8 protein-coding genes are annotated in these 12,661 nt (G+C 70.1%); 4 read left to right on the top strand and 4 right to left on the bottom strand.

Annotation, left to right across the window (positions count from 1 at the left end; all coding sequences use genetic code 11):
• The first annotated feature begins 233 nt into the window (after positions 1–233).
• Entirely contained in the window at positions 234–1,037 is an 804-nt protein-coding gene (locus D7V93_RS25055; protein WP_120645801.1) for a hypothetical protein, read from the top strand.
• Positions 1,038–1,076: 39 nt separating this feature from the next.
• Positions 1,077–2,282 carry a PKD domain-containing protein gene (locus tag D7V93_RS25050; protein WP_120645800.1) on the top strand — a complete coding sequence of 402 codons (1,206 nt, stop codon included), beginning with the start codon at positions 1,077–1,079 and terminating at the stop codon, positions 2,280–2,282.
• A 1-nt stretch (position 2,283) separates the two neighbouring features.
• Here D7V93_RS25050 and D7V93_RS25045 read toward each other — a convergent pair whose 3' ends face one another.
• Positions 2,284–2,880 (bottom strand): cysteine hydrolase family protein, encoded by a 597-nt coding sequence (locus tag D7V93_RS25045; RefSeq protein ID WP_120645799.1) that lies wholly within the window; start codon positions 2,878–2,880, stop codon positions 2,284–2,286.
• A gap of 108 nt (positions 2,881–2,988) precedes the next feature.
• Here D7V93_RS25045 and D7V93_RS25040 point away from each other — a divergent pair, with 108 nt between their 5' ends.
• The gene (locus D7V93_RS25040; protein WP_120645798.1) at positions 2,989–3,423 is read left to right on the top strand and encodes an Lrp/AsnC family transcriptional regulator; all 435 of its coding nucleotides are present in this window, start codon (positions 2,989–2,991) and stop codon (positions 3,421–3,423) included.
• A gap of 26 nt (positions 3,424–3,449) precedes the next feature.
• Here D7V93_RS25040 and D7V93_RS25035 read toward each other — a convergent pair whose 3' ends face one another.
• Positions 3,450–4,880 carry a hypothetical protein gene (locus tag D7V93_RS25035; RefSeq protein ID WP_120645797.1) on the bottom strand — a complete coding sequence of 477 codons (1,431 nt, stop codon included), beginning with the start codon at positions 4,878–4,880 and terminating at the stop codon, positions 3,450–3,452.
• A 46-nt stretch (positions 4,881–4,926) separates the two neighbouring features.
• The gene (locus D7V93_RS25030; protein WP_120645796.1) at positions 4,927–5,526 is read right to left on the bottom strand and encodes a hypothetical protein; all 600 of its coding nucleotides are present in this window, start codon (positions 5,524–5,526) and stop codon (positions 4,927–4,929) included.
• Between the two features lie 80 nt (positions 5,527–5,606).
• On the opposite strand from D7V93_RS25030, the gene D7V93_RS25025 reads away from it, so the two are divergent.
• On the top strand, positions 5,607–7,376 hold the full coding sequence (locus tag D7V93_RS25025; protein WP_120645795.1) for a hypothetical protein: 1,770 nt from the start codon (positions 5,607–5,609) through the stop codon (positions 7,374–7,376).
• Between the two features lie 92 nt (positions 7,377–7,468).
• On the opposite strand, the gene D7V93_RS25020 is transcribed toward D7V93_RS25025, so the two are convergent.
• Positions 7,469–12,661, bottom strand: a 5,193-nt coding sequence (locus tag D7V93_RS25020; RefSeq protein WP_120645794.1) for a MupA/Atu3671 family FMN-dependent luciferase-like monooxygenase, incomplete at its 5' end; no start/stop codon positions are given.

The following is a 12,661-nucleotide window of genomic DNA, read 5'->3' as shown; positions in this document are numbered from 1 at the left end:
GGGCGGCGCGGCGGGGGGCTGCGGCTTGATGAGGGTGGCGGCGCTCCGGAAGGCATCAATGGCTCTCATGTCCCTGCTCCTGGCTTCGACGTTGGGGGTCGAGGGGGTTCCAGAAGGGAGAGCCGTGCTCGTGCCGCGCCGTCCCAGAAATGATTTTCCGGGGATTTCGGAGGGAGGGAGCGGAGCGCGGTATCCTCCGGCCTCCATCGACGTCTCCACCCCGGAGCGCTTCCATGAACAGCGGTATCCGCACCGTCGTCCTGTCCCTGGGCCTGTTCCTCGCGCTGGCGGCCCCGGTGGCCCGAGCGGATGGCCTCTCCGTCATCCCGTATGGCGACAACTGTTGGGGCACCGGCACGGACGCGGACCGGGATGGGCTCAATGACGACTGCGAGTACCAGCTCGCGAAGTGGTTCATGCCGCTGTTCTGGTTCGACAGCGGTGAGAGCGGCGCTGCCCGTCGGCCGTACTACGCCGTCAAGAGCGAGGCGTTCGCCACCCGCACCGTGCGCATCTTCTACCTGGACACCTTCTTCGAGGACTCCGGCGTCACCACCGGCCACGACGGCGATCCCGAGTTCCAGATCTTCGAGGTGCATGCTTCCGGAGGGCGCTGGTACCTCGACTCGGTCTACCTGTCCGCGCACCGCAAGAGCTCGTGTGACTCGTCCGCCTGGTACACGTTCGACCAGCTCGAGTACGACCTGAGCGACTCGCGCAATGGCTACCGCGGGTGGCCCGTCCTCTACATGGCCGAGGACAAGCACGCGTCCTACAACAACCTGTCCACGTGCGACCGCGGGTGCTTGTCCCAGGACTTCTGCAGCCGCACCACGTCCCAGTACCTCGACACCACGGCGAACAAGCTCGCCTCGCGCAACGTGGGCTCCACGGCGGTGCAGCTCATCAACTCGGTCGTCCTCAACGGGAAGACGGAGCGCCTGCTGGACGATGTGGAGTTCAAGGGTTGGGATGACCAGTGGTACCGGCCCAACTCCCAGGGCTACCGGCGCCACCTCAACGACTTCGGGTTCTGATCCTCCGTGGCCCCTGGAGGTCGTGGACGCAAGCTCCTGTTGGCCGGTGGCGTCCTGCTGGTCATCGGTCTGACGTGGGTGCTGCTGCTCAAGGACGGTGAGCCGTCGCCCCAGATCACCGTCACGCCGGCGCCCGAGCGCATGATGGAGGTGACTCCGGCCCCTGCCGTGCGTGCGCGGCTGCGGCCCCTGGCCCCCGACCTGGTTCCACCCGCCGCGACAGGAGCCGCCCTCTCCGCCGCGCTGAACGAGGAGCGGGTGGAGTTGTCATCGAGCGCCCGCATCGAGGGCATCGACGCGGACCGCCCGTGGGTGTGCACAGGTGAGCCCCTGACGCTGTCCGCTCGCACCGGAGGGGAGGCCGAGCCGGGCATGGTCTCGCGTTGGGTGTGGCCGGGCTCGGAGACGGGTGCGGAACTGCAACCCGGCGCCCGGCTCCCGTGGCGTGCACCGGCCACGGCGGGTCGATACTTCGTGCGCTTCCAGCTCTGCAAGGACCTGGGGGGCCGGCGCGTCGGCGTGCTGGCCGAACAGGTCGTCGGCATTGATGTGCGCGCGTGCGGCCCGGGCGAGGGACAGGCCGATGCACTCCGCATCGAGGTCTCTCAGCGGGGCAATGAAGACTTCTCCTTCCGAGCGGTGTCACCGAAGTCCGCGACCACATACGCGTGGGACTTCGGTGATGGGAACTCCGCCGTGACGACGGAGCCTGGGGCCACGCATGTCTATGCGGCGCAGGCCCCCGGCGAGCCGGACGTGCGCAGCTTCACGGTGTCGCTGTCCGCCGGTGGTGCTGGAGGCGAGCAGACCGCGACGACGTTCGTGCAGGTCCGGGCGCAGCCGCCTTCCGATGCGCCCCCCGGAGCGAGCCTGAAGCTCGAACGCGTGACCGGACAAGCAGCGAGCGAGGGATGGAAGAGCCAGCTCCAGGTCGACGTTCCCGAGGGCAGCGAAGTCGCGTGGGAGCGCGTGGAGCGGCTGACCGTGGGTTGGGACGACCAGGTGGAGGTCCGCACGAGCGGGTGGCGCGAGGTCATCACCGTGGACGAGGACCTGGGACGTGGAGGCTTCCGGGGCCACGTCACCGTGCTTCCGTCCGACGTGCGGCCGGAGGTGAAGCAGGTCATCGACTCCCTCCACGGGCGCGACGCGACGGGGAAGGATGTGTCCCTGTCCTGGTCCTCCTACAAGGCCGGGCCCCAGCGCGTACCTCCGGTCCCTTCGGAACGCCCGCTACCGAAGTAGGTCATGCGGTTCCCGGGCCCACCGCGGCGTGCGCGAGAGGGGAGAGCGCCTCGATCACCTGCGCGGTGCGCACCACGCGGCCAAACTCGCTGTTCAGCGTGGTGAGGTGCGCGCGGTGGATCGTCTCGCCGTCCAGCAGCGCTCCGTCTGGCGTGGGCTGGCGCCACGTGTAGCAGGCGTCACCCACCACCACGAGGTCGAAGCCGAGGTTCGCCGCCATGCGCGCGGTGGTGGAGACGCACATGTCCGTGGAGATTCCGAAGAGCACCACCTGCCGGACGCCCGCCGCGCGCAGGCGCGACTCCAGGTCGGTCCCGATGAACGCGCTGTTGACGTGCTTGGTGACGAGCGGCTCGCCCGGCTGCGGCTCGAAGCCCCGCTTGAGCGCGTTGCCGGGAGTTCCCGGGGCGAGGGGAGAGTCGGGGTGGACGCTGTCATGGCGCACCACCACCACGGGGCGTCGGGCCGTGCGCCAGGCCGCGAGCAGCGCCAGGGCGTGGGCCTCCATGTCCGGGTTGTTGCGCGGTCCAAAGGGCCGCAGGTCGAAGCCCTGCTGCACGTCGATGGAGATGAGCACCGCGGTGTCGTCGAGCTGCATGGCCTTGCCCCTTTCGCCAGGTGCGGTGCACCCTAGGGTTCGGGCCTGCCGGACGCGACCCGGCAGAAGGACGGAACACCGGCACAGTGCCGGCGGAAGGGGAGACGCATGGCGCTGGACGAGCTCGACGGGCGCATCCTGGCCCTCCTGGAAGCGAATGGGCGGGAGTCCGCGACGAAGCTGGCGGCGAAGGTGGGGCTGTCGCGCAGCGCGGTGCAGGAGCGCGTGGCGCGACTCGAGCGTGACGGCATCATCCAGGGCTACACGGTGCGGCTCGGCGCGTCCGCCCGTCCGCCCGGCGTGGAGGCCTACCTCACGGTGAAGCTCTCGGGCCCCGTGTGCCCCCGCGTCGCGCCGCAGCTGCGGGACCTGCCGGAGGTGCTGCGCATCGAGTCGCTCGCCGGAGAGGTGGACATGCTCATCCGCGTGCGCGCCCCGGACCTGGGGGCGCTGTCGGAGCTGCGTGAGCGCGTCGCGCGCATCCCGGAGGTGCGCGCCGTCACCACCGCGCCCGTGCTCACGGTGCATCTGGACCGGGGCTGAGCGCCTCGCGGGGCCACAGGCTGGCCCTACTTCACAAGCCAGGCCGCGAAGCGCTTGTCGAGGAGCGGCGCTGCCTTGTCGACGGCGTCCCAGGTGTCGTCATCGAGCTTCGGCTCGTCGTGACCGAACGAACCCGCGCGCTTTCCGAAGGTCTTCTTGAGGTCGGCCGTGATCCACAGGTCGTTCATGTTGTGGAACCATCGCCACGCCATTTCACGGAGCCCCGGCGCATCGCGGAGGTGGTCATCCCAGAGGCCGCGCGGAAGCGCCTGCTTCACGAGCTCCGAACCCTTCGCCTTGCGTGTCTCGATGGCCGTGAGCAACGCCCGGTGTGCCGGGAAGCGCGAGGTATCGAGCAGGCCCCGTGTCGCGGCATAGCCGACGAAGAGCCCGGTCGTGACGTCGGGATATCGCATGAGCGCGCCTGCGCCCTTCACGGCAAGGGTGACGGAGAGGGAGTCATCGAACGAGAGGTCGAGCCACACGTGCTCCGACGTGTCGAGCGCGAACTCCCAGGAGGCGACGGTGAGCTCGTCCTCGTCCGCGAAGGCAGCGTGGCGACCGGTGGGCGGGCCGAGCAGCTTCGTGATCTCCGCCTCCGACTTCACCTTCCACGGCACGCCCAGGACATCCTCTCCAATCTTCGACCTCACCCACGCGGAAGAGACGTAGGGGATGAACGTCTTGGCGGTCTTTGGGATCGGCGGAAAGGCGTCGTTCAGGATTTCGTGGGAGAAGACGAGTTCGACGCCATGTTTCGTTGCCTCGACGTTCACCGCGTCGGTGTTCTCACTCGTGGACACGGGCACCTTCTTGCCAAGCTCCCCGGTCACGTAGGCGATGACCTCCGGGGTGTCCGCGCGCCGTCCGAGCACTGACGCCAGCCGCTGGGTCTTCGGGCCGAGCTTCTTCATCACCGCGGTCGGCGTGAACGTATGGACGGGCACGGTCTGCGTGGTCGCCGTGGGCGGGGGCACGGCGTCGCCATCCAGCCAGGCCGCGAAGTCGAAGGCCTTCGCCTTCGGCGCCTTGACCTTTTTCTCCTTCAGCCACGCGGCCAGCGCCTTCCGCCCGGACGCCGCCTCTTCATCGTCGAGTTCGTCGATCTCCGTCTCACCCCGGGACCACTGCGCCAGGAACTCCTCGAGGCTGTTCGCGACCGTCCGCGCCTCGCCCTCCGAACCGACCAACGCCACCGCCCGCGGAGCGTCGGCTCCGGGGTTCACGAGCGCGAGCAGCGAGCCGTCGGGAAGATGGAGGAACGCGAAGGCTTCGCGGCGAAGCCGGTCGGCCTTCTCAGGGCTCCACTCCTTCGGAATGGGCTCGGTCGCGAGTGCATCGAACCAGCCCAGCGTTCCGTGGGACTGCTTGCCAATCCAGGCGCCGAAGTCCGCTAGCAGCGGCGGAACCTCATGACCCTTCGGCGCCTTGGAGACCTTGACCGTGTATTTCGCCATTCGGATCAGCTTTGGCCACCGGTCCGAGGCTGTAAAGGCGCGAGTTTCAGTCCGTCAGCAGGACCATGAGCGTCTGGGACAGCTCCAGCGCCCCCGGGTACTTCGGGTCGAGCTTCACCGCCTCGTCGACGATGATGCTCGCCTCCCCCAGACGTCCCTCATCCTTGAGGGCCTGGGCATACGTGAAGTAGGCGGCCGCGGACTTCGGCTCCTTCGCGATGCGGTCCAGGTGCGCCTTCTCCTCGGCGCTCGGCGGAGTGAACGCGCCGGTGGGCGGGCACGGGTCTCCATACGCGCCCTTGATGCTCTTGGAATACGTGCCCGGCGCCAGGGCCTTCACTGCCTTCACGAGCGCCTTGGCATTCGTGTCCCCGTCACGCGCACAGAGCCCGAGCACGGCGATGTACAACCCCTTGTTGAGGCCGGGGTAGTCGTCGGACTTCTCCACCCGGGGGTAGTGCCAGCTCCCCTCGGTCAGCCGCACCCAGAGCACCTGCTTCTTGAGGGCCTCCAACGGGGCCTGCGCCTCGGCCTCCGTCTTCCCGCCTCCAAGGATGATGATGTCGTAGGTGCGGGGCTTCGGCTCCTTCGCCGAGGCAACCAGGGGAAACAGAACGAACGGGAGCAGCAGGATTCGAGCGGTCATCCTGCCACTCTATCCAGGACTCTTTTCGTCGACGCCCTCCCTTTCTATACAAGGGACGGACTTCTCCCTGGAGATTGATCATGCACCCCGTCCCTCACCCTTCCTGGTTCCGCCTCCATTCCCTGCTGCCCCGTCTCCGGCTCCTGACGGCGCTCGCACTGACCGGGGTCGCCCTGGGCATCGGTGCCTGTGATTCCGAAGAGCCTGCCGGTCCGCCCGCGACGCCGTCCCGCGACGCCGGCTCGGACGCGGGCCCCGTGGGGACGGATGCGGGCGGCCAGGAGCCGGACGGAGGCCCCGTGGATCCCCAGCCTGATGGGGGGCAGGACCCGCTGCCTCCCGCCTTCAGCCTCGCGACGTCCTCCGAACAGACGGTCCGCTTCGACCCGACGACGCGCACCGCGCTCGCCGTCGGAGTCCTCCGCCAGCCCACGTTCTCCGGGGACGTCCTGCTCACGGTGGAAGGGCTTCCTGCCCACGTGAGTACCGAGCCGCTGCCGGTGACCGTCTCCGCGACGGAAAGCGGGGCTCCGGTGGGCTTCTACCCGGACGAGTTCGCCGCCTATGGCCGGTTCCCCCTCACCCTGGTGGGAGTGGGCGGAGGCGAGCGCGTCGAGTTCCCCGTCACCCTGGTGGTCCAACCCGGACGGGCCGCGCTGGACAGCGCCTTTGGAACGGCAGGGGTCGCGATGCCCGCGTTGGGGCTGACGGCGGTGAGCATCAACGCCATGGCCGCGCAGCCGGACGGCAAGTGGCTCCTCGTGGGCTCCACCGGGGCCACGGGGCTGCGCGACGTGTTGGTGGCGCGACTGCTCCCGAATGGAACGCCGGACACTTCGTTCGGGACGCAGGGCGTGGTCGTCAGCGACATCTGCGGGAGTGACGACTACGCGGATGCCGTCACGGTGCAGTCGGACGGCAGCATCGTCATCGCGGGCGGCGCCATCGCCGGCACGAACACATGTGCGGGCACGAAGTACCAGAGCGTGCTGCTGGTCCGGTACACCTCCGCGGGGGGCCTGGACACCACGTTCGGGGGGACTGGCGTGCGCACCTTCCAGCTCTCCACGGGCAACTCCACCCTGCACGCGGTCACCCTCGACGCGACGGGCCGCATTGTCGGCGCGGGCACGGTCCGCAACTCCGACCTGGATCTGCTCGCGGTCCGCCTCCTTTCGACCGGTGCCCTGGACACCACGTTCAGCGGGGATGGCGTGGCCGCGGTGGACCTGGGCCGGGAGGACGATGGCCTGTGTGTCGTCACCGAGCCTGACGGCAAGGTCGTGGTGGCGGGAACCTCCAGCGGCAGCCTCAACACGCTGGCCCTGATCCGCTTCAACTCCAACGGCACCTGGGACCGGACCCTCGGCTATGTGCCTTCCTTCACTTCGCCGGACATCACCCCGCGCACGCTGCATCGGCTGGCTGACGGGAAGCTGCTGGTGGGCGGTCGGGCGGACTTCGCGGACGGAGCCACGAGGGCCACCCTGGTGCGGGTGTGGGCGGGCGGAGACGAGGACACCTCCTTCAACGGCGTCGGCTTCACCTTCCTCACGGCGGGCCTCCCCGGGGTGAAGGACGCGGTCGTTGGCACGGGCCTGCTGTCGGGTGGAGCCATCGCGCTCGCCACCTGGAGCCAGGATTCCAAGGGGGCTTCCGCGCTGGGCGTCATCCACGTGTCCGCGGATGGCGCGAGCACCCTTCGCTCGCACCGGACCGACCTGCCCGGTGACGAAAAGCCCACCACCGCGCTGCTGGACGCGGAGGGGTTCCTTCGCGTGGCGGGCACGCGCATCCCGGAAGGCCAGACCCAGGCCACGCCCTTCGTGACCCGCTTTCATCCGTACTGAGGCCCTCCTGCGGTGAGTTTCCGTTCCACCCGCTTTGCCTTTGACGCCCCGGGCCCCTCCTGCCCGGGGCGTGGCAGGTTCAACAGCCGCTGCTACTTGCGGCCCGAACGCTGCCGCTGACGCTTGAGGCTCTCCAGTTGTCGCTTCGCGCGGTCCTGGGCCGCGTCGACGGACGCCTGTGCCGCGGCAGGCTCCTGCCGTGCAAGCCGTGCCAGGGCGCTGATGGTCGGGTGCTCCAGCAGCTTGAGCAGCGGCAGGTCCTGACCCAGCACGGCCTTGAGCTGCGCGTGGGCCTGCACCATCAGCAGCGAGTGTCCGCCCAGGTCGAAGAAGTTGTCGTGCACGCCCACCTGTTCGACGCGCAGGACCTTGCGCCATACCTCCGCGATCTGTTCCTCCAGCTGTCCTTCCGGCGCCACGTAGGCTGCGCGCGTGGCGCGAGTCGCGGTGGGGGCAGGGAGGGCCTTGCGGTCCACCTTGCCGTTGGGCGTGAGCGGCAGCACCTGCAACTCCACCACCACGGACGGCACCATGTATTCGGGCAGGCGCCGCCCCACGGCTTCACGCAGGGCATTGCCTTCCACCGTCATGCCCGTACGGGCCACGACGTAGGCGACGAGGCGCACGTCGCCCGGGACGTCCTCGCGCGCCACCACCACCGCTTCGCGCACGGAAGGCTGCGCGGTCAGCGCCGCTTCAATCTCACCCGCTTCGATGCGGAAGCCCCGCACCTTGAGCTGGTGGTCCACGCGGCCCAGGAACTCCACCGTGCCGTTGGGCAGCCACCGTGCGCGGTCGCCCGTGCGGTACAGCCTCGCGCCTGGAAGCTGGCTGAACGGATCCGGCAGGAAGCGCTCCGCGGTGAGCGCGGGACGGAACAGGTAGCCGCGCACCACGCCCGCTCCGCCGATGTACAGCTCTCCCGGCACGCCCACCGGCACCGGCGCCATGCGCGCGTCCAGCACGTAGAGCTGGGTGCGCAGCAGCGGCGTGCCGATGGACACCACGCCTTCGCCTCCGTCCGCGTCCACCCGGTGTGTGGAGGACCAGATGGTGGTCTCCGTGGGGCCATACATGTTGAGCAGCTCGGCGTCGTCGGACAGGCGCTGTCGCAGCGCTGTGGCCAGGGCGCCCGGCAGGGCCTCTCCGCCCACCATCAGCCGCCGCAGCCCCGTGAGCGCTTCGGCCGCCTGGGAGTCCGCCAGCAGGGTCCGCGCGAGTGACGGCGTGCCCTGCAGGTGCGTGATGCCGGATTCGCGCAGGTGTTCCGGAATCGACCGGACCCTGCCCGTCCACCGGTGGTCTCGCGCGTGACGGTCCTTCACCTCGCGCAGTCGGGGCAGGCTTTCGAGCACCGTCTGCGTGGGGATTCCGAAGTCGATGAGGCAGCCCACCTCGTCCACGCCCAGCGCCTGGAGTTGCTCCACGCGCTCCCGTACCGAACGAGGCGTGCCGAACAGACCGCTCGTCTCGAAGTAGCGCTCGAAGGCGTGGCCCGCGAGCCGGTCCAGGTCCGCCTCGGTGGCCGCGTCCATGTCCACGCCCAGGGTGCGTCCCAGGCCGCGCATCAGGTCCGCGGAGCTCTTGAGGTAGTTGCGGAACGGCTGCTCCACCACCGCGCGCACCTGGGCCGTGTCCTCGCCGATGAAGGTGTGCAGCATGAGGGTGACGTGGCCCTCTCCGGCGTGGCCCGCGTCGCGCCAGGCCTCGCGGTAGAGCGCGAGTTTCTTCTCCAGGTCCTCCCACGTCTGGCCCAGCAGGTGGGTGAGGACGTGGCAGCCCTTGCGGCCCGCGGTGATGAACGTGTCCGGGTTGCCCGCGGCGGTGAGCCACAGGGGCAGCGTCGCCTGCACGGGCCGGGGCCGCAGCGTCACGTCCACCTGCGCGCCCGCGCCGCCGGGGAAGCGCACGGACTCGCCGGCCCACAGCCGCCGCAGGGTGTCCACGCCCTCCAGCATCCGCTCCCGGCGCTGCTCGTACTGCTCCGGCGCGAAGACGAAGTCATTCGCATGCCAGCCGGACGCGACGGAGATGCCGACCCGTCCGCCAGAGAGGTTGTCCACGAGCGCCCACTCCTCGGCCACCCGCACGGGGTGATGCAAGGGCAGCACGACGCTTCCGGCGCGGATGGCGATGTGCTTCGTCACCGCGGCGATGGCGGCGCTCGCGACGGCGGGGCTGGGATAGAGCCCGCCGAAGGCGTGGAAGTGCCGCTCCGGCGTCCACACGGCGGCGAAGCCATGGGCGTCCGCGTACTTCGCGCCCTCCAGCAGCAACCGGTAGCGGTCGCCCCCCGCCGCCTCCGCATCGTCCGCGAAGTAGAACAGGCTGAAGTCCAGCGGCTTGCGGCGTACGACCGGTGCTCGCGCCGGAGCCTTCCTCATCGCGCCGTCGCCCTGCACCACGACGCGGAAGCCGCGCGTGAGCGTCCACAGCAGCTCCAGCACGGAGATGTCGAAGGAGATGCTGGTCACGGCCAGCCACGTGCCCACGGGCGCGTTGCCCACGCGGGCGTCCATGGCGCTGAAGAAGTTGGCCACGCCCCCGTGCGGCACCATCACGCCCTTGGGACGCCCGGTGGAGCCGGACGTGTAGATGACATAGGCGAGGTCCTCTGGCGTGACGCCCGAGTGCGGCGGCCCGAGCACCTCCAGCTCGAATGCCTCCTCCGAATCCAGGAGGACGGTGTGCACGCCCTCGGTCGGCAGGGCATTGACCAGGTGCGACTGTGTCACCAGCACCCGCGCCTGGGAGTCTTCCAACATGGAAGCCAATCGCTCACGCGGGTACTCCGGATCCAGCGGGACGTAGGCGCCACCGGCCTTGAGGATGGCGAGCATCGCCACCACCATCCCGGCGGAGCGCTCCACGCTCAAGCCCACGCGCACGTCCGGTCCCACGCCCTGCTCGCGCAGGTGCCACGCCAGCGCGTCGCTGCGCGCATCCAGCTCCGCGTACGAGAGCGTCTCGTCGTCGGCCACCACCGCCACCGCGTGCGGGGTGCGCAGGGCCTGCGCGCGGAACTGCGCGGGGAGGCAGCGGGCGTCGTCCTGGATCGAGGGCGGCGTCAGGTCGTTCCAGTCCTGGAGCAGCGTGCGCCGCTCCGCCTCGTCGAGCAGCGGCACGTCCGCCACCGACATCCCGGGCGAGGCCACCACGCCGCGCAGCAGGGCCTGGAAGTGACGCGCCAGCCGCGCCACCGTGTCGGGCGTGAAGAGGTCGGTGCGGTACTCCAGCGCGCCGTCCAGGCCCTCGGGCGTCTCCACCAGGGCGAGCTGCAGGTCGAACTTCGCGGTGCCCTCCACGGCGCCGTCGGGGACGGGCAGCACCGGGCGCCACATCATCCCGGGCACGTCCATGGACAGGGGCGGCAGGCTCTCCAGCAGGAGGTTCACCTGGAACAGCGGGTTCTCCGCGCCACGGTTCGCGCGGGCCGCGCCCACCACCTCCTCGAAGGGCAGGTCCGCGTGGGCCAGTGCCTCGTGGAAGGTGCGGCGCGTGCGGTCGAGCAGCTCGCGGAAGGCCGGCGCGCCCGACACGTCCATGCGCAGCACCAGCGTGCTCGCGAGGAAGCCCACCACGTCACGCAGGCCGGGCCGCTCGCGGTTGGCCACGATGGTGCCCAGGCCGAAGTCCTCCTGCGCGCTGTAGCGGTGCAGGATCGCCGTCCACGCCGCCGCCAGGGTGACGAAGAGGGTGCAGCCCTCCTGCCGTCCCAGCGCCTTCAGCTCCTCCACCAGCGGGCGCGGCAATGACAGCCGATGCAGCGCGCCCTGGAACTTCGGCTCGCGGGGCCGCGGGAAGTCGGTGGGCAGCTCCAGACGCGGCAGATTCTCCAGGCGCCGCGCCCAGAAGGCTCGCGAGCCGTCCAGCAGGGGCCCCAGGCTTCGCTGCCACCGGGCGTGGTCCACCGGCTGGAAGGTGGGAAGCGGCAGGGTGCTGGACGTCCCCGCCAGCGCCTCGCTGTAGAGCAATGACAGCTCACGCGCGAGCAGCCCCAGCGTCCAGCCATCCGTGATGATGTGATGCTGGGTCATCAACAGCACGTGCTCGGAGTCGTTCAGGGCCACGAGCGCGGCGCGCACCAGCGGCCCTTCACCCAGGCGAAAGGGCTCCTGCCCATGCGCGAGCGCATGTCGCCGCAACGCGGCCTCGCGCTCCTCGGGAGGAAGCGCACGCAGGTTCACCCGTGGCAGATCCAGCGACGCGGCCGGAGCCACCACCTGTCGGGGCTGCCCCTCCACCTCCGGGAACGAGGTGCGCAGCATGGGGTGCCGGAGCAGGAGCCCATCGAGCGCGCTGCGCAGCGCGGCCTCATCCAGCCGTCCCGTGAGGTGGAGCTGAAAGTGGACGTTGTAGAGCGCGCGGTGGGGAACCAGCCGGTCCAGGAACCACAGCCGCTGCTGACCCGAGGACAAAGGCAGCTCACCGTCCAGCGGACCCCGCACCATCGGAGGCAGTGCGGCGTCCTTCGCCCCGCCCCAGGCCTCCAGCAACCGCGAAGCTGCGGACGCGAGGGTAGGGTGCTGCCAGAGGAACGCGGGAGACAGCGAGACACCCAGCGCCGTCTCCAGCTCCGCGTGCAGCTCCAACGCCATCAGCGAGTCCAGACCCAGCCCCGCGAGCGACGCATCGTCGGCCAGGGACGCGGTGGCCACGCGCAGCACCCGCGCCAGCTCCTCGCGCAGGTAGCCGGTGAGCACCTGCTGCCGTTCCAGCCCGGGCGCGGCGTTCAGTCTTTCGCGGACAGGTACGGCCGGAGTGGTGGGCGTGGCCTCGGCCACCTCCTGGGCGACCGACGCCTCGATGACCTCCAACTCCCCCGCGAGGTACGCCTCGCGCGTGGCCCGCCGCTGGATCTTCCCGCTGGATGTCTTCGGGATGCTCCGCGCCTGGAGCAGCAGGACCGCGTGCGCATGCACTGCGTGCTCCTGGGCCATCGCCCCCCGCAGGGCGGTGACGACGGCGTTCGCATCGAAGCCCTCGCGCACGTCCACCTCGGTGGCGACGACCAGGCGCTCCTCGCCCTCCACCTCCACGCAGAAGGCGGCGGTGCACCCGGGGCGCACGGCCCGGTGCGCCTGCTCCACCGTCAGCTCCAGGTCGTTCGGGTACAGGTTGCGACCGCGGATGATCAGCAGGTCCTTGAGCCGGCCGGTGACGAACAGCTCTCCGTCCGCGGACAGGAAGCCCAGGTCCCCGGTGCGCAGGAACGGACCCTCTCCGTGGGCCAGACGCCCGTCGAACGCGTGGGCCGTCTCCTCCTGGCGGTTCCAGTAGCCACC

Origin of the sequence: Corallococcus llansteffanensis (assembly GCF_003612055.1) — a bacterium.
Classification (GTDB): Bacteria; Myxococcota; Myxococcia; order Myxococcales; family Myxococcaceae; genus Corallococcus; species Corallococcus llansteffanensis.
This window is presented reverse-complemented; position numbering and strand designations above follow the sequence as displayed.